Origin of the sequence: Ruminiclostridium josui JCM 17888, from assembly GCF_000526495.1 — a bacterium.
Lineage (GTDB): Bacteria > Bacillota > Clostridia > Acetivibrionales > DSM-1351 > Ruminiclostridium > Ruminiclostridium josui.
This window is the reverse complement of record NZ_JAGE01000001.1, coordinates 1,197,231-1,212,326: the sequence shown is the minus strand read 5'-3', so window position 1 is coordinate 1,212,326 and position 15,096 is coordinate 1,197,231. Positions and strand designations below refer to the sequence as shown.

General features: G+C 46.3%; 18 protein-coding genes. 11 read left to right on the top strand and 7 right to left on the bottom strand.

Annotated elements, in window-relative coordinates:
- From K412_RS0105645 to K412_RS0105625, 6 genes are all read right to left on the bottom strand, one after another.
- Nucleotides 1-375 carry a thioredoxin family protein gene (locus K412_RS0105645; RefSeq protein ID WP_312576926.1) on the bottom strand — a complete coding sequence of 125 codons (375 nt, stop codon included), beginning with the start codon at nucleotides 373-375 and terminating at the stop codon, nucleotides 1-3.
- Between the two features lie 94 nt (nucleotides 376-469).
- The gene (locus K412_RS22295; protein WP_020493353.1) at nucleotides 470-712 is read right to left on the bottom strand and encodes a hypothetical protein; all 243 of its coding nucleotides are present in this window, start codon (nucleotides 710-712) and stop codon (nucleotides 470-472) included.
- 59 nt (nucleotides 713-771) lie between these two features.
- The gene (locus tag K412_RS0105640; protein WP_024832198.1) at nucleotides 772-1,545 is read right to left on the bottom strand and encodes a DUF2703 domain-containing protein; all 774 of its coding nucleotides are present in this window, start codon (nucleotides 1,543-1,545) and stop codon (nucleotides 772-774) included.
- A 15-nt stretch (nucleotides 1,546-1,560) separates the two neighbouring features.
- Nucleotides 1,561-2,574 carry a permease gene (locus K412_RS0105635; protein WP_020072878.1) on the bottom strand — a complete coding sequence of 338 codons (1,014 nt, stop codon included), beginning with the start codon at nucleotides 2,572-2,574 and terminating at the stop codon, nucleotides 1,561-1,563.
- 93 nt (nucleotides 2,575-2,667) lie between these two features.
- Nucleotides 2,668-2,982 (bottom strand): ArsR/SmtB family transcription factor, encoded by a 315-nt coding sequence (locus tag K412_RS0105630; protein WP_018213992.1) that lies wholly within the window; start codon nucleotides 2,980-2,982, stop codon nucleotides 2,668-2,670.
- Nucleotides 2,983-3,230: 248 nt separating this feature from the next.
- Nucleotides 3,231-3,869 carry a type 1 glutamine amidotransferase family protein gene (locus tag K412_RS0105625; protein ID WP_024832197.1) on the bottom strand — a complete coding sequence of 213 codons (639 nt, stop codon included), beginning with the start codon at nucleotides 3,867-3,869 and terminating at the stop codon, nucleotides 3,231-3,233.
- A 106-nt stretch (nucleotides 3,870-3,975) separates the two neighbouring features.
- Here K412_RS0105625 and K412_RS0105620 point away from each other — a divergent pair, with 106 nt between their 5' ends.
- The 7 genes from K412_RS0105620 (at nucleotide 3,976) to K412_RS0105585 (ending at nucleotide 9,447) form a co-directional block, all read left to right on the top strand.
- Nucleotides 3,976-4,908, top strand: coding sequence for a helix-turn-helix transcriptional regulator (locus tag K412_RS0105620; protein ID WP_020072880.1), 933 nt, complete (start codon nucleotides 3,976-3,978; stop codon nucleotides 4,906-4,908).
- Nucleotides 4,909-5,225: 317 nt separating this feature from the next.
- Complete coding sequence (locus tag K412_RS22980; protein WP_340139722.1) at nucleotides 5,226-5,438, top strand: hypothetical protein; 213 nt, start codon at nucleotides 5,226-5,228, stop codon at nucleotides 5,436-5,438.
- A 71-nt stretch (nucleotides 5,439-5,509) separates the two neighbouring features.
- Complete coding sequence (locus K412_RS0105610; protein ID WP_024832196.1) at nucleotides 5,510-6,415, top strand: conjugal transfer protein TrbL family protein; 906 nt, start codon at nucleotides 5,510-5,512, stop codon at nucleotides 6,413-6,415.
- Nucleotides 6,412-6,822 (top strand): DUF7768 domain-containing protein, encoded by a 411-nt coding sequence (locus K412_RS0105605; protein ID WP_024832195.1) that lies wholly within the window; start codon nucleotides 6,412-6,414, stop codon nucleotides 6,820-6,822. Before K412_RS0105610 ends, K412_RS0105605 begins: the two co-directional genes overlap by 4 nt.
- A complete protein-coding gene (locus K412_RS20520) occupies nucleotides 6,819-8,618 on the top strand; it encodes a DNA cytosine methyltransferase (RefSeq protein WP_034847203.1) in 1,800 nt (599 codons plus the stop codon). Before K412_RS0105605 ends, K412_RS20520 begins: the two co-directional genes overlap by 4 nt.
- On the top strand, nucleotides 8,594-8,860 hold the full coding sequence (locus K412_RS0105590; protein WP_024832194.1) for a hypothetical protein: 267 nt from the start codon (nucleotides 8,594-8,596) through the stop codon (nucleotides 8,858-8,860). The genes K412_RS20520 and K412_RS0105590 overlap by 25 nt, the downstream gene beginning before the upstream one ends.
- The gene (locus K412_RS0105585) at nucleotides 8,857-9,447 is read left to right on the top strand and encodes a hypothetical protein (protein WP_024832193.1); all 591 of its coding nucleotides are present in this window, start codon (nucleotides 8,857-8,859) and stop codon (nucleotides 9,445-9,447) included. The genes K412_RS0105590 and K412_RS0105585 overlap by 4 nt, the downstream gene beginning before the upstream one ends.
- Before the next feature lie 198 nt (nucleotides 9,448-9,645).
- On the opposite strand, the gene K412_RS0105580 is transcribed toward K412_RS0105585, so the two are convergent.
- Nucleotides 9,646-10,935: an IS110 family RNA-guided transposase gene (locus tag K412_RS0105580; RefSeq protein ID WP_024832178.1), complete on the bottom strand. Its 1,290-nt coding sequence runs from the start codon at nucleotides 10,933-10,935 to the stop codon at nucleotides 9,646-9,648.
- A 485-nt stretch (nucleotides 10,936-11,420) separates the two neighbouring features.
- Here K412_RS0105580 and cpaB point away from each other — a divergent pair, with 485 nt between their 5' ends.
- From cpaB to K412_RS0105560, 4 genes are all read left to right on the top strand, one after another.
- The gene (gene cpaB / locus K412_RS0105575) at nucleotides 11,421-12,062 is read left to right on the top strand and encodes a Flp pilus assembly protein CpaB (RefSeq protein WP_242835544.1); all 642 of its coding nucleotides are present in this window, start codon (nucleotides 11,421-11,423) and stop codon (nucleotides 12,060-12,062) included.
- Nucleotides 12,052-12,789, top strand: a complete 738-nt coding sequence (locus K412_RS0105570) for a CpaE/TadZ family protein (protein WP_024832191.1) — start codon at nucleotides 12,052-12,054, stop codon at nucleotides 12,787-12,789. Before cpaB ends, K412_RS0105570 begins: the two co-directional genes overlap by 11 nt.
- Nucleotides 12,786-14,174: an ATPase, T2SS/T4P/T4SS family gene (locus tag K412_RS0105565; RefSeq protein WP_024832190.1), complete on the top strand. Its 1,389-nt coding sequence runs from the start codon at nucleotides 12,786-12,788 to the stop codon at nucleotides 14,172-14,174. The genes K412_RS0105570 and K412_RS0105565 overlap by 4 nt, the downstream gene beginning before the upstream one ends.
- A 215-nt stretch (nucleotides 14,175-14,389) precedes the next feature.
- Nucleotides 14,390-15,085, top strand: a complete 696-nt coding sequence (locus K412_RS0105560) for a hypothetical protein (RefSeq protein ID WP_242835542.1) — start codon at nucleotides 14,390-14,392, stop codon at nucleotides 15,083-15,085.
- Nucleotides 15,086-15,096 lie beyond the last annotated feature (11 nt).

The following is a 15,096-nucleotide window of genomic DNA, read 5'->3' as shown; positions in this document are numbered from 1 at the left end:
TTACCCCCGTACTTTTTGCAGGATTTTAACGACCTCGTCCTTTTTTAAAACCTTTCCAAAGGAAACGACCTTGCCGTCCACAACCAATGCAGGAGTTGTCATCACACCGTAAGCAGCGATCTGTGTAAAGTCTGTCACATGGTCAATGGTGGCATCCATGCCAAGCTCTTTGAGCGCTTCCAAGGTAGCCGCTTCCAGTTGATTGCACTTTGCACAGCCCGAGCCAAGCACCTTGACGGATGAACCGCTCACTTTTGCTTTTTCGGCTTCCGCAATCGTTTCTGTATTGCAGTCACCGCCACAGCAGCAACCGGAGTTTTTTGCTTTTGCTTCTTCGTCAGCTTTCTTTGCGGCAATTTCGGAGGGCTTGCACATTTCCCCGCAACCACACTGCACCAATTCTTCCTCTGCATTTTTCTTTTTACCAAAACCAAACAATGCCATAATAAAAACCTCCTTAAATTCATGATTAGAAACCTGAATATAACAAATAGAAACCGATGAGCAGGATCACCGCGCCCATGACGATTTTCAAAATAGCGCTGGCTTTTCCATACTTCTCGCTTTGGGAGAGCTTTTGGGCAAAGCCCATGGAAGGCTCCGCAATCACGGCGAGAATGCCGTGCCCAATGAAATAGAGCAGCAGTAGCAAAACACTCCATACAAGGCTGCCCGCCGTGGCCGCAAGGATACCCAAAACCGTAAAGGTCAATCTCGGCAATGACGGCGAAAATCAAAAGTGGAATAACTGTTTTTATATCCTTTGTTTACTCATCCGCAAGTACCTTCAGGGCAGCAACCGGTCTTCACAGCTTTTCCCTCAAAGAAGTTTTTGAGATTTTCTGGAAGTGAATACTCGCCGCAGTCACAAACGGGCTGCACCATGCCGAGCACAGCTCTTAGAATTCCTTCGGCCAGCATGGCTTTGGGCGGTACTTCATAGGCTTGACCTTTGTATGCAAAGGTACGACAGGTCACATCGGTTCCGCTGATTTCACCACAGCAGCCGCAGGTGTTTTCCGCAACAGGTCCGCAGATATCCTGCCCATTTACACGAATGGTGGGCGACGCAAGGAATCGGTAGTGCTCCGCCAGTTCTTTTGTGGCGATCTGTACCTTTTGAAGCCGCATGGTATATCCGGCAGCCTCCAGAGCGGGCGCGATACTGCCCAAAACTTCTTCCAGTACCGCATCGGCGCCGATACAGCGGTCACAGGTATTGAGATCAAGATAGAGATATTCCACAAGCACAGCCTTGGAGGAATCCTCCTCACAAGTCCCGCCGCGGCAGCAATCTACGCTTTTTTTTGCACTGCATTCGCCGTTTGGCGGTGTCCAGCCAGTATCGTCGCCTACATAGGAGATGGCGCCTGCCGGACACTTGTTGCCGCAGCCGTGGCAACGGTCAATGCAGTTTCCGGGTTGCATCACCACAGGGGACGGGGCTTTTGCTTTGTTATAAACACTGTGGGAGCAAAAATCCACGCAGGTTCCGCATTCAGTGCAAGCAAGATAATCGATGACTGGATACCAGTTTTTAGCCATTCTCTTTCCCTCCCATTAAACCAGTAGATACTGGAAAATATTAAACAGATAGCCAACAATGATAATGCCGATGGTGCAGATGGCAATAAATGTGCCCAACAGCTTCGGCTTTACCGCCTTGCGCAGCATGATGATGGAGGGCAGGGAAAGCGTTGTGACTGCCATCATAAAGGAGAGAACCGTACCAAGCTGCGCGCCTTTGTAGAGCAGCGCTTCGGCCACCGGAATCGTGCCGAAAATGTCAGCGTACATGGGAACGCCAAGCAGAGTTGCCAGCACTACCCCAAAAGGATTATTGCTGCCAAGCACCATCTCAATCCAGCTTTCAGGAATCCAGTTGTGGATGATAGCTCCGATGCCCACGCCAACCAGAATGTACGGCAGAACTTTTTTGAAGGTTGACACCACCTGATCCTTGGCGTAAATGACACGCTCTTTGCGGGTTAAGTCAGGCGATTCAATATCTACGCCGCTTGCCGAGCGAATGAATTCTTCCACATAGTTTTCCATGTGAAGTTTTTCAATCAGCGTACCGCCAACGACCGCGATAACCAGGCCCACAACGACATAGACGATAGCGACCTTTGTGCCAAAGATGCTCATGAGCAGAACGAGCGACCCGAGGTCTACCATGGGTGAGGAAATCAGAAAGGAAAAAGTCACGCCAAGGGGCAGTCCGGCACTGGTAAATCCAATGAACAGAGGTATGGAGGAGCAAGAGCAAAAAGGCGTTACCGTGCCAAGCAGTGCTGCCATGATATTTGCCCACACGCCGTGAAAGCGGCTCATAATTTTCTTGCTTCGTTCCGGCGGGAAGTAGCTTTGAATGTACGAGATGATGAAAATCAGCACGCAGAGCAGTACGGTGATTTTTAGTACATCATAGATAAAGAATTGAACGCTGCCACCAATTCGTCCTGTTACATCAAGACCGAACAACGAGAGCAGATTACCGATTAGGGCGTTGAGCCATTTCATTCCAAGCACTTGGTCTTGAAAGAACAGCCACGTATTTTGAAGGATCTCCATAGGGTAAGCGCCTCTCTTTCTTAAATTCAATAGTCATATCAAAAAAACTTGATATGTTGTGCCGAATAAAAGCCATCTTCCATCAGATGGCCGTTATTGATTGCAACAACGAGTATCTTCAGCGGTTGCATTGGGGGTGGTAATTGCTTTTAACAGGAGCATGGCCTCGTGGCTGCCCTGTTCACTGATTTTATAATGTGTCCATTTGCCTTCCTGTCTGCTTTCGACAATACCCGATTCACATAAAATCTTCATGTGATAGGACAAGGAGGACTGACCGATTTCCATTTGATCAATGAGCACGCAGGCGCATTTTTCACCGCTGCGCAGCAGTTCCAAAATGGCAAGCCGCTTTTCATCGCAAAATGCCTTAAATACATTAGCGTTCTTCTCCGGAGTAAGCTCCAACGTTTATCACCTCACATCAAATTATCTTGATATGATATAGTATATGCTTCACATCAAAAAATGTCAATATGAAAGGAAGCGCTGTTTATGAAAATTAAAATCCGTTCACCGACCTAATGCAAGGATACTCTGGACTATACTTGGGATGTGACGGTGAAAATATAACGAGGACAGCCTTGCTCTATCAAGCAAGGCTGTCTCCAATTTCATACGGATATAATAACTATTCTGTTTAAGACAAATGTGTATCAATTTTCATTGTTAGATGGCAAAGTCTGCATCAGGGCAAAGAAATGTTCAGGCTTACCGTTACTGAAATAGTTATACCAAGCCTCCAGTGTATCTGATTGAAATACACCTAAATGCTCAATGATTTGCTTTGCCCACAATAAGCCTCCGGTAGAACCGGCGGTAATGAGGTTGTTATCGGCTACAGAAGAATCATCCATATAAAAACTCTGGCCTTTATAGCAGGGAGAAACCATTTCAAGAAAACCTTCTCCATTACTGGTGTGTGGACGCTTATCCAAAAGTCCAACATTGGCAAGCGCAGCAGTGGCTCCGCAGATTGCACCCACCAAGGCACCTACAGAAAGGAATTCACTTACTTTTTTGATAATAGTTCCATGCTTTGGGTCGCTCCAAGTATTTGCACCCGGCAATAGCAATACACTTGTTTCGTTCACAACCATATCGTCAATCAAGCAATCTGGGACAATAGTCAGTCCGCCCATTGTACGGATTGGCTCCTTAGAGCAGCTTACCGTTTTAAGGGATATACGCTGTGCATCCTTTTTGAAAAAGCGACCAGAATTCAGCTCCGAAGTTACATATCCCAATTCCCAGTCGGCTAAAGTATCAAGAATATAAATATACATTGTAATCATAACTTTCCTCCGCTTGTTTTGTAATATTGTTTTGTTTGTTTTTTTAGTGTATCATATAATTGTTGACAATAGTATGGCAACAATTAAAAGGGAGAATATTGGTTCAATGAAAATAGACAGACTTGTAAGTATGATTATGATACTTCTCGATAAAGAACGGATAGGTGCACAGGAATTGGCGGATATGTTTGAAGTTTCACCTCGCACAATTTACCGTGATATAGAGACAATCAATATGGCAGGTATTCCTGTCTGCTCCATATCGGGAGTGGGTGGCGGTTTTGAAATTATGCGGAACTATAAGCTTGATAAAAAGGTTTTTTCCACTGCTGATCTTTCTGCTCTCTTAATGGGGCTTTCCAGCCTTTCAAGCACAGTACGAGGTGATGAATTGGTAAATGCCCTTGCAAAAGTCAAGAGCTTTATTCCAGCCGATAAAGCGAAAGAGATAGAATTAAAAGCAAACCAAATCCATATAGATTTAAGCCCGTGGATAGGTAACAGAAATATAGGGCCGTATTTGGAAACAATCAAAACAGCATTACAGGAAAGTAAATTGGTTTCGTTCCAATACTCAGCTCACCACGGAAATAAGACTGCACGAATAGTTGAGCCGTATCAGCTTGTACTCAAAAATAGCCATTGGTACTTCCAAGGGTACTGCCATAAGAGGAGTGATTATCGCTTATTTAAACTATCTCGCATATCAAATCTTGAAATGCAAGTGGAAACTTTTATACCACGAGATTATCAGAGGCCGATTTTAGAATTTGCGGATACTTTAGAAACAATGCAAACAAAAATTAAAATCCGTATTCATAAAGCTGTGATAGATAGGATTCTTGATTATTGTGCTTATGAAGAATTGACTCCCGATGGCGATGAGCATTATATTGTGGAATTTCCTTTTATAGAGAACGATTATCATTTTGATATTCTTCTTAGTTTGGGAAATAAATGCGAGTGCTTAGAGCCGTTGCACATCCGTGCAGAAATAAAGCGTAGAATAAACGATATGGCTGTCTTATATGAAAAATAAAATATGTTAAGTCGAAATCCACTCGCCATCTTTATGCAAGCATTGACTGGCAGATACTTGGAATGTAGGAGGTAAAGCTATGAATTACTTTGAACAGGAGCTGCGCAGGCTGTTCGGAAATGACACTAATATCACTGATAAAAGGTTCGTCGGAAGAGCTTTATTCGGCAAGCTCACTGACAATCTCCGTGTCAGGATTGAGTTCGTCACGCTGGGTATTGCTGACCATTACGAAGCAATAAAGGCAAGTAATAAATCGCAACGACGGTCCGGTAGATGCCCTCACGCTGAGATTCTCCGACCTGCTCGGCAGGAAAATGGTCAGCAACCCAAACTTCAGGGATGGTATCGCCCCGTATATATGGAAGTATGGGGACAAAATCGAATGGTATGTCTACAAACCCACAAAAGCGGATTACGATCAGATCTCCGGGGCTGTTAATGATTACTTGAACGTATTCCGGGAGCCAATGCTGGATATGGAGCAACCCGGTCATAACGAAAAGGGAATGACTATGCAAGGCATGTAAATAAAGCAGCTTTTGGGAGTCTGTGTGATGACAGGCTCTCTATTTTTTTATCCTGAAGGAGGTGAACACCCATGTTTATATGGGATTTTGTCGCCGACACCGTGCTTGGTCAGATCGTTGACTGGATCTACGGCCAGATCATCGGCTTTCTCGGCAACTTTTTCGCGGCCATGGGAAATATGGGCGCTGACCTGTTCGAAATGAACTGGGTACAATCCATCGTCCTGTTTTTTGTTTATCTGGCTTGGATGCTCTATGGAACCGGACTCATAGTCTCTGCCTTTGAATGCGGCATTGAGTACCAGGCTGGCCGCGGAAGCATCAAGGACGCCGCCATAAACGCCATCAAGGGCTTTATGGCTGTCGGGCTGTTTTCCACTGTGCCGATAGAGCTTTACAAGCTGTCCATATCCCTGCAGAGCAGTCTCACGGCGGGAATCACTGGTCTGGGAACGGGCATCGACACTGTCGCCGCCAACATCATCAATCAACTGAGTGCCGCGGGAAGTCTTGAAAACGCGGCTAATGCCGGGGTGTTTGGCGGCATGGGAGCGATCACCAACCCCATTATGCTGATCTTCATTCTCATCCTCATGGGATACGCGGTGATCAAGGTCTTTTTCGCAAACTTAAAGCGCGGAGGCATTCTGCTCATCCAGATTGCTGTAGGCAGCTTGTATATGTTTTCCGTCCCGCGCGGGTATCTTGACGGCTTCGTCAGCTGGTGCAAGCAGATTGTCGGCCTGTGTCTGGCCGCTTTCCTGCAGTCCACCATTCTCATTGCGGGACTCATGGTGGTCAAGGATCATGCACTGCTGGGGCTGGGCTTGATGCTGTCTGCCGGTGAGGTGCCGAGAATCGCTGGAGCGTTTGGACTGGATACCAGCACAAAAGGCAATCTGATGAGCGCCGTTTATACTGCACAGACCGCCGTCAACATAACAAGAACCGTGGTAAAGGCGGTGGCTGCGAAATGAAGCTGGTATATATCTGCTCCCCTTATGCCGGGAATATCGAAAACAATGTCCGGTTTGCAAGAGCCGCCTGCCTCTATGCCGCAGAGCATGGCTGTGCGCCTGTCACAGTTCACCTGTTATATCCGCAGTTTTTGGATGATAATGTAAACGCCCAGCGGGAGCTTGGCATCCGGATGGGTCTGAGGGTACTTAGCTCCTGCGATGAGCTCTGGATTTGCGGAGAGCGCATAAGCTACGGTATGAGCTGTGAAATCGCAGAAGCCGAGCGGCTTGGTATTCCATTAAGAAACCTGTCAACGGAACAGATACAGGAAAAATGCCATATGGAGATATTGCCCCACTATTCCAAAGAAAGAAAAATCATGCCGGAGGAAGCGCCTTCCCCCGGCATGAAGCTTAAACTGTGACCCCACCGCTGACCCTCGGAAGCCTGTTTGACGGGATCGGCGGTTTTCCGCTGGCAGGCGTCCGGCAGGGCTTTACCCCTGCATGGGCCAGCGAAATTGAGCCGTTTCCCATTGAGGTCACGAAAACACGGTTTCCGGAAATGCTCCATGTAGGCGACATTACAAAGCTGAAGGGCGCTGAGCTTACCCCTGTGGACGTGGTCTGCGGGGGTTCGCCATGTCAGGATCTATCGGTCGCTGGAAAACGTGCCGGACTTAAGGGCGAGCGATCCGGCCTGTTCATGGAGCAGATCCGTGTCATAAAGGAGCTGAGAGCACATGACGCAAGAACCAAACGAACAGCTGACCCTGTTCGACTTAGACCCAGATATATGGTCTGGGAAAATGTCCCCGGAGCTTTCTCCTCTGCAGACGGAGAGGACTTCCGGGCGGTGCTTGAGGAAACCTGCAGAATTGCTGACGGTACCGTTTCTGTACCTCGACCTCCGGGAGGGATATGGAGGTCTGCTGGGGCCATATTGGGAGATCAATTCTCACTTGCTTGGAGAGTATACGATGCTCAATACTGGTCCGTCCCACAAAGGCGCAAAAGAATCTACCTTGTCTCAGATTTTGGAGGACACACCGCACCACAAATATTATTTAAGCAAGACAGCCTGTTTGGGAATACTGCGCCGGGCGAAGAAGCGAGGCAAGGAGCTTCCTCCTGTGCTCAAACAGGCGCTGGAGCTCCAGGCGGGAGTCCGGCCCGAATAGGAGAGGACAGCAAACCCATTGCCTTTGCCTGCTACCAGCGGGATGGGCTGCGAAATCTGCATGATGTGTCGGGAGCCATACAGCCCCAGCCGATCCTGGAAGCATCGGAAAGCGGCTCCAACATGGTGCCGTCTGTCCTGTGCCTGAACGATCAGGGCGGAAGCCGCATGAACGTGACAGAGAATATAACAGCTACCTTACGCGCTCAAATGGATGGGCATCCTCCCCTCGTTATGGGCAGCCAGCAAGGTGGCGCGGAAATTTGTGAAAACTTGTGTCCGACTATTACATCAGCAGCGGGTACCAGTGGAAATAATCAGCCTGTTTTGTTTGAGAATCATGGTATTGATTCCCGCTATACAGGCCCGCACGAAGTAGCTCCTACAATGTCTGCCCGGTATGGTACCGGCGGCAATAACGTACCGCTTATTTCGCAGAATGCTGTATTTTCCGAGGATGAACCGGCCGTACCGCCGCATGCAGAAACATACTGCATCGCCGGAAACATCATCGACCGGCAGGATCACAACGGCGGCAACGGCATGGGGTTCCAGCCGGATATCAGCTACACCCTGAACACCGCAGACCGGCATTGCGTATTCTCCCAGCAGAGAAGCGATGAATATGTTCATAACGACGTGGTCAGCACCCAGAGTGCCCGGCAATACAAGGACTCGACAGACCTTGTATGTGAGATGAATGTTGCAGGTTTGGACTGCCGAAACGGTACGGAAAACGGAGATTTGAGCGGAACGCTCCAGTCCAAGACGGACGGAGGGTATTCCCTGAACAATGTGCATCCCGTACGCATCGGCAAGCTGATCCGCAGGCTGACGCCGCTGGAATGCGAAAGACTACAGGGCTTTCCAGACTATTGGACGGACATCCCCGGCGCCTCGGACAGCGCAAGATATAAAGCCCTTGGCAACAGTGTGGCGATCCCCTGTGTGGAGCATGTACTCCGGGGGATCGCATATTTTTTGCGAAAATTTTATGAAGAACTGGAGGAACCCGAATGTACATCTACCCCGACAACCTGAAATCCAAGGCGGTGCTGTGGCTGTGGCAGCTCAGGGACATCGGCGTCATCGGCGTCGGTCTTTTGATTTCTGTATTTGCGCTGGCACAGCTTAGGTTTATGCCGCCCATCGTCATCACGGCTCTGTATGCCTTCCTGACTATACGGTTTGACGATACCAGCATCCTCGATTTTATCAGATACGCCTGCGCCTTCTTCATCACGAAGCAGCAAACCTATGAATGGGGGTATGGGAAGCAATGAACAGAAAAGAAAAAAAGACGGCAAAGCAAAAGCAGTATACCCGACAGCTCATCAACACACAAGACGTTACAGGCCATAGCCTTCTGACCTTCCGGGGCGATGAGCTGGTGTATTTTATCATTAAGCCAACCAATATTTCTGTCCTGTCGGAAGCCAACATATCAGCCCGGATCTATTCCTTGATGACTGTGCTGAAGGGAATGGCGGAGCTGGAGTTCTTGTGCCTGAACAGCCGGGAAAGCTTCGAGGATAATAAGCTGTTCTTAAAAAGCCGCCTGGAGCAGGAGAATAACCCTGCCGTCCGCAGGCTGCTGGAGCATGACCTGAACCACCTTGACCGGATACAGGTGCAGATGGCAACAGCCAGAGAATTCCTTGTGGTCATACGACTGAAGAGTGAAAAGGAAAATGAAGTGTTCCCCTATCTGAACCGTATAGAAAAGACATTGCGGGAGCAGGGCTTCTCCGCCAGTCGGGCGGAGCGGGAGGACATCAAACGCATGCTGGCGATTTATTTCGAGCAGAACGTCACAACAGAACGCTTCGAGGATTTCGACGGAGAACGGTGGATTATTCTCAACGAATGAAAACAAATCAAAACAAATCAGTAAAAGACCAGCTAATTAAAGTCAAGAGTTTTTAAGAAAAAGCTTTATGAATTTTTGAAAACTCCTGACATAGAAAAAATGCATAACAACAAGACCACCTTTGCGAAGTAGACATAAAATAGCTAGTCTAAAATGAAATACTGATCCTTGAAAACTAAACATCAAGTGCAGGTACTGCTAAGCTGCTATATGCTTTGCTGCTAATATCTGAGCATGTTCCTGAGGACTGCGTAACTGGTACGGTTTTCTGTCCCTTAGAACAGCAAAGATGTAAATGATGATCTTACGCATAACTGCTCCCAAAGCTACCTTCTTAGGTTTACTCTGGCATTTTTGCTTGTAGAATTCAAGTAATACAGGGTTGCAAGCCTCTTTATTCCGCTTAGTTCGGATATTGGCAAGAGCAGTTGTAAAAAGAACCCTGCGAAGTAGCCTGGAACCTCTCTTGGACATTTTATTCCGTGTGCCGGTAAATTCTCCGGATTGCATCACAGAGGGGTCAATGCCAAAGTAAGCAACCAGTTTTCCCGGCTTAGAGAAAGCGGAAAAATCGCCGATTTCTGCTAGAATGGTGGCAGCAGTAAGAAGGCCAATACCTGGCAGGCTCTGAAAAAGTTCAAGAGTTAATGCTAGCATGGGCATATCCTTTGCCATATCTTCAGCGATCAATAGATGAATGGTTTTTAGGACCTTCGCCAAGTTATCTTCCAGAGTTCTGATCATGGATATGTAGACACCCAGCATAGCAATGTTCGAGGAATTATGAACAGTCAAAGGCGCAAACTCTCTGGCTTTGGAGACCAAAAGATTATACTTTGCAGTTGACCACTTAAGGCTTCTGCGAGAATTCTTCTGGATCAGTGCAATCAACTTGTTCCTGTTCGCTTTAAGAATATGCGCAGGCGTAGGATATTTCTCCAATACTGCAAGAGCAGCCTTTGAAAAGATGTTGGGGAATACATCCTTGAAGTTTAACATGAGTTGGTCAACAATACCCGTAAGCCTGTTTTTGTAGGCAGTAAGTTCGTCAGAGAGCTTGTAGTACTGTCGGCAAAGACTTCGCAGGCATTCAATATCCTCATCGGGGATATTAGTAGTTTTAAGCTCCTGAAATCTGTATAGCAGGGCAATTTTCCGGGCATCAGCTTTATCATTTTTCACTTTTCTGATTCCAATATTTTTGATAGAATCAGTCTGGATGGGGTTTATGATGGAGACCTCCAATCCAGCTTTACAAAGTGAATGGAAAAGGATTTTGTGATAGTGCCCGGTGGATTCCATGACGACGAAAGGCCTAGAATCAAAGTCCTTTTCCGTTTTTTTCAGTAATTCAACGACTCTTTCAACGTCAGAACTGGAATCATGGTGGATCTTCATGCGGGCAATCACTTCATTGGATGGAGAAAGAATTGCCATCTCACTGAAGAATTTACCTACATCGATTCCTGCAATAGGTCTGAAATTCATCAAAATGCCTCCTTAAAAAATTAATGGACTTAAAAGCCTCCATTCCTTCTCATGTAAGCAAACAACCTTGCATGTGACACGAGGAACCAGCTAAAAAGCTGGCCTCAACCAGCCAAATCATGTAGACTTACCGGAATGGAAAAATACTCTTTCATACGGGTAATCGGCCCGCCAAGGTCCGTCCCAGGAGGTGAAACACACACCTTCCAAGTCCGGAAGATATTATACATGATTGTCAAAGTTCAGGCCAACAAACGCTGGCATAATGGCTAAGATGTGAAGCCGGATGATGTGCTTGATGTTTGGAAAAGAATAAAATTTGAAGTGTTATGTTAACTATGACTTTTAATGGGTCGAACAGTGGCTTTGGTCACTGATTTAATACAAAATAATTGTACAAGGAGGAACGGAGCAATTTGAAACTACTGAAAAACCGAATATTTTTAAGCATCATCTGCATTATCATTGCAGCGGTAATTTCTTTTGTGCTTTTGCCGCGTTTTTATGAAGATAAAAGCGCAACGGTCATGGTGTTGCGGGCATCAGGAGATATACAGGCTGGAACAGAGATTACGGATAAGCACCTTGCAATTGTAGAAGTAGGACAATATGGCCTGCCGGAAGGTATTATCAACGATAAAAATTCAATCTTAGGAAAGATTGCACTAACTGATATTGCAAAAGGAGATTATTTCTTTCCCCAAAAACTCGACGTATTCCTTGTAAATGAGCTATTTGACCGTATTGCTAAAAATAATCAGAGGCTGGTAACTGTAAGCGTACCAAGCGTTGCAGCTGGACTTTCTTCTCACCTGCAAAGCGGCGATATAGTAACAGTAGCCGTATTTTTGGAGCAGGCTTCCGACGGGGAGGATTCTTCCCCGCAGGTTATCCTCTATCCCGAGCTGAAAGGACTGGAGGTTTACAGCGTGGAAAACGCCCGCACACAGGATACTGCAGAGGTACGAAAGCAGCAATCTGAGAGTCAGTCATCTACCGGAGATCCGGTTCCAAAGGCTATAACACTAATTGTTACAGAAGCGCAGGCAGAGAGACTTATCGAAGCCGAATATACAGGGAAACTGCACATGATCCTTGAGAAACGGGGTGTTGGCCATGAGCGGTAAAACCTATACTGTTTGGGGAGGTAATAATTGCGGTAAAACAACTTTCGCAGTAAACCTGGCCTGTGCACTTTCTAAACGTGATATGCTGGTAGGACTCATTTCCTCAAATTTGACATATGGAGATCTGCAAGTTTTTTTCGGCCAGAATGTTCCTCCTGAGATAGGCCTTTATAAAGCATTAAAAGATGATAACCCAAACATTGGAGATAAGTTTAGCCATTACGAGGGGAGTAAAAACCTGTTTTTTCTATCCGTGCCTACCTGCTATACCGGGCTTCTCTGCGATACCGTAACTCTTCAGGAAACTGAACGCATGATGAAGGCCGCAACGATGGTATTTGATATTCTCATCGTGGATGGTGCCCCTGAGTTGACCAACCCGATATCCGGAGTAGGCCTCTGGCTGGCTGAAAGAATATTTACCCTGCATAAGCCCTCAATAGCAGCCCAAATGTGGTACAGGAGTGTTTCCGATTTTACCCGGGAACTGCATATTGCAGACAAGCAGACTCATATTCTTGTGTCTCCTAATGGTGAATTTGATGATAAAGCCTATCGAAGTATGATGAAAGTGCCTTTTGCCTATGAGCTGCCATATATCAAGCGGGCAGGAGAACTTGAGAATGCCGGGACACCGCTGTATTCCTACCATGATCGGTTCTGCAGACGTTATAGCAAGGTACTGGAGAAAATCGCATCCTCGATTTGTGGAGGTGAAAAGAGGTGAACCATGGATTTTCAGTAAATGACCTGATTTACCGGGCTAACAAACTGCGTTCCGACAGTGGTGAGAGTATGCAGGCCCAGGATTACAGCGAAATTCTTGATAAACTGCAGCGCATAATAGCGAAGAATCATTCATCGGAGCTTGCCCAGGTGTTGTACTCGGAGGAAGCCGAGGAAAAGCTTAAAGACCTAATCATGCGCTATTTAAACAGTGAGCAGCTGGTTGCAAAGGATAAAGGCAACATTTCTGAATTGGTAGACGCGATATATTATGACATGGCGGGTATGGGACTGTTATCACCATATCTTCAGGATACTGACACGGAGGAAATAAACGTCAACGGTTATGGTGGCATTTGGGTACTGTATAGGGATAGAAAGGTGCGACTCAATGAAACCTTTGGTACACCCGAAGCCTGCTCCAATATTGTAAGAAAGATGAGCCGGTTTGGAAATGTCATTCTCGATGGCTCAAAACCTATTGGAGACAGTTTCATTGCACGAGGTGTCCGAATGTCGGGAGCTATTTCGCCCTGCGTTGACCCAGATGCGGGAGCCATTGCCTCTATTAGAAAACAAAAGCCCTCTTTCATTACAAGGGAAAATCTGATTGAGTGGGATACGGCTACAGCAGAGGAACTGGACTTTCTGACTCTATGTGTTAATAACGGCGTATCAGTTGCAATAGCCGGAGCAACCGGCAGCGGGAAAACCGCTGATATGGGATACATACTAAGCTGTGTACCTCCGGACAAACGCATTGTCACAATAGAGGACACCCGTGAACTGTCACTGGCAAAGTTTGATGAAAACGGTGTAATGATAAATGATGTCATACATCTTTTAACCAAGGAAGAACCTAATCCTATTTCCATGCTGGATTTATTGAAACTATCACTAAGGCTGCATCCTGAAATCCTTGTACCTGCAGAGATGCGTGGAAAAGAAGCATTGACCGTGCAGGAAGCCGGACGGACAGGGCACACCATTGTCAGTACCCTCCATGCCAACAGTGCACGGACGGCATACGACAGAATCCTTACAATGTGCCTTGAGGCAGGAACATCCTTATCAGAAGAAAGACTTCTGAAAAACATTGTTGAAGCTTTTCCCATTATGCTTTTCAAAATGCAGCTTCCGGACAAATCCCGCAAATACATGGAAATCTTTGAGGCTACAGGGGTAGAAAATGGTGAGGTAACAGGAAATACCTTATATAAATATGTTATTGACCATTATGAACGGGATAAAGACGGTAAGATTATTAAGGCTGTGGGCACCCATAAGCGTTTAGGTTGCATTTCCCCGGCACTTGCGGAAAAACTGCTGATAGGCGGTGTCCCTCAAGAAGAGATTCTTCGCTTTACGAAAGGGGGAGCAGAATGAATCTGATTTATATATCTTATGTCCTTGTTTTCACACTCATCAGCCTTTCCCTGATTCTCTTGCTTAATTTGAACCCGTTTATTAAAGAGCAGAATCTACTGAAAAAACGTCGTATGGATCTGGTGGGGACAAAGCTTAAAGTAACGGAGAGAATCTCAATACGTTTTGAAACCCTGTTTCGTCAGACTCGGTGCACTACGAGAAAATTTGTCATTATGATCCTTATATCAGTAGCAGGTGGCTTTGTTGCAGGAACCCTATTATTTGATAATACCAGCCTGGCGGCGGTAATGGCGGCCTGTATGTTCCCTGCCCCGTATTTATATCTGACAGTGAGAAGTTCTACGGCAGCAAGGGAAGAAATCGAAGGGCTGGAAAACACCATGTCCATCATTACCAATGCCTATGCAGGAAATAATGACATAATTAAGGCAGTGGAAACCTATGTGGAGGAAAAGAATCGGTATATTCCAGAACATTTAAGAATTCCTACACCTTTTGATGAATTTGTGTCGGAAATTCGGTTTATCAATCCCAATGTGGAGCATGGACTGTATCGGTTGGCAGCTAAAGTTAAAAACAGGTACTTTACAGAGTGGGTAAAAACCCTCATCCTTTGCCATCATGACCGAAGACTGAAATTTGCTTTGTTTCCCATCATTAAGGCCATGAATGATGCTAAATCCATGCAGATTGAAAGTGACAGTATGATGGTAAAGGTATGGCGTGACTATCTTATGACGGCAGGACTCATGTTCTCTGTGATCCCTATGATGCGCTTTTCCAATGCCGAGTGGTTTTCACTTCTCACCAAGACTGCCATAGGTAAGTTCCTAATTATTCTCATGCTTTTAACAGCTCTCGCTACAGCCTTTTATGTGATGAAGGCTACTAAACCGTCAAACAGATAAGGAGGTTTTCC

Coding starts and splice junctions, on each gene's coding strand:
- K412_RS0105580 (WP_024832178.1), bottom strand. CDS start 10,935: ATGAATTTCAGACCTATTGCAGGAATCGATGTAGGTAAATTCTTCAGT.
- K412_RS0105590 (WP_024832194.1), top strand. CDS start 8,594: ATGTACATCTACCCCGACAACCTGAAATCCAAGGCGGTGCTGTGGCTG.
- K412_RS0105570 (WP_024832191.1), top strand. CDS start 12,052: ATGAGCGGTAAAACCTATACTGTTTGGGGAGGTAATAATTGCGGTAAA.
- K412_RS0105605 (WP_024832195.1), top strand. CDS start 6,412: ATGAAGCTGGTATATATCTGCTCCCCTTATGCCGGGAATATCGAAAAC.
- K412_RS0105620 (WP_020072880.1), top strand. CDS start 3,976: ATGAAAATAGACAGACTTGTAAGTATGATTATGATACTTCTCGATAAA.
- K412_RS0105625 (WP_024832197.1), bottom strand. CDS start 3,869: ATGATTACAATGTATATTTATATTCTTGATACTTTAGCCGACTGGGAA.
- K412_RS0105640 (WP_024832198.1), bottom strand. CDS start 1,545: ATGGCTAAAAACTGGTATCCAGTCATCGATTATCTTGCTTGCACTGAA.
- K412_RS0105635 (WP_020072878.1), bottom strand. CDS start 2,574: ATGGAGATCCTTCAAAATACGTGGCTGTTCTTTCAAGACCAAGTGCTT.
- K412_RS0105560 (WP_242835542.1), top strand. CDS start 14,390: ATGATCCTTATATCAGTAGCAGGTGGCTTTGTTGCAGGAACCCTATTA.
- K412_RS22980 (WP_340139722.1), top strand. CDS start 5,226: ATGGTCAGCAACCCAAACTTCAGGGATGGTATCGCCCCGTATATATGG.
- K412_RS0105610 (WP_024832196.1), top strand. CDS start 5,510: ATGTTTATATGGGATTTTGTCGCCGACACCGTGCTTGGTCAGATCGTT.
- K412_RS0105585 (WP_024832193.1), top strand. CDS start 8,857: ATGAACAGAAAAGAAAAAAAGACGGCAAAGCAAAAGCAGTATACCCGA.
- K412_RS0105645 (WP_312576926.1), bottom strand. CDS start 375: ATGTGCAAGCCCTCCGAAATTGCCGCAAAGAAAGCTGACGAAGAAGCA.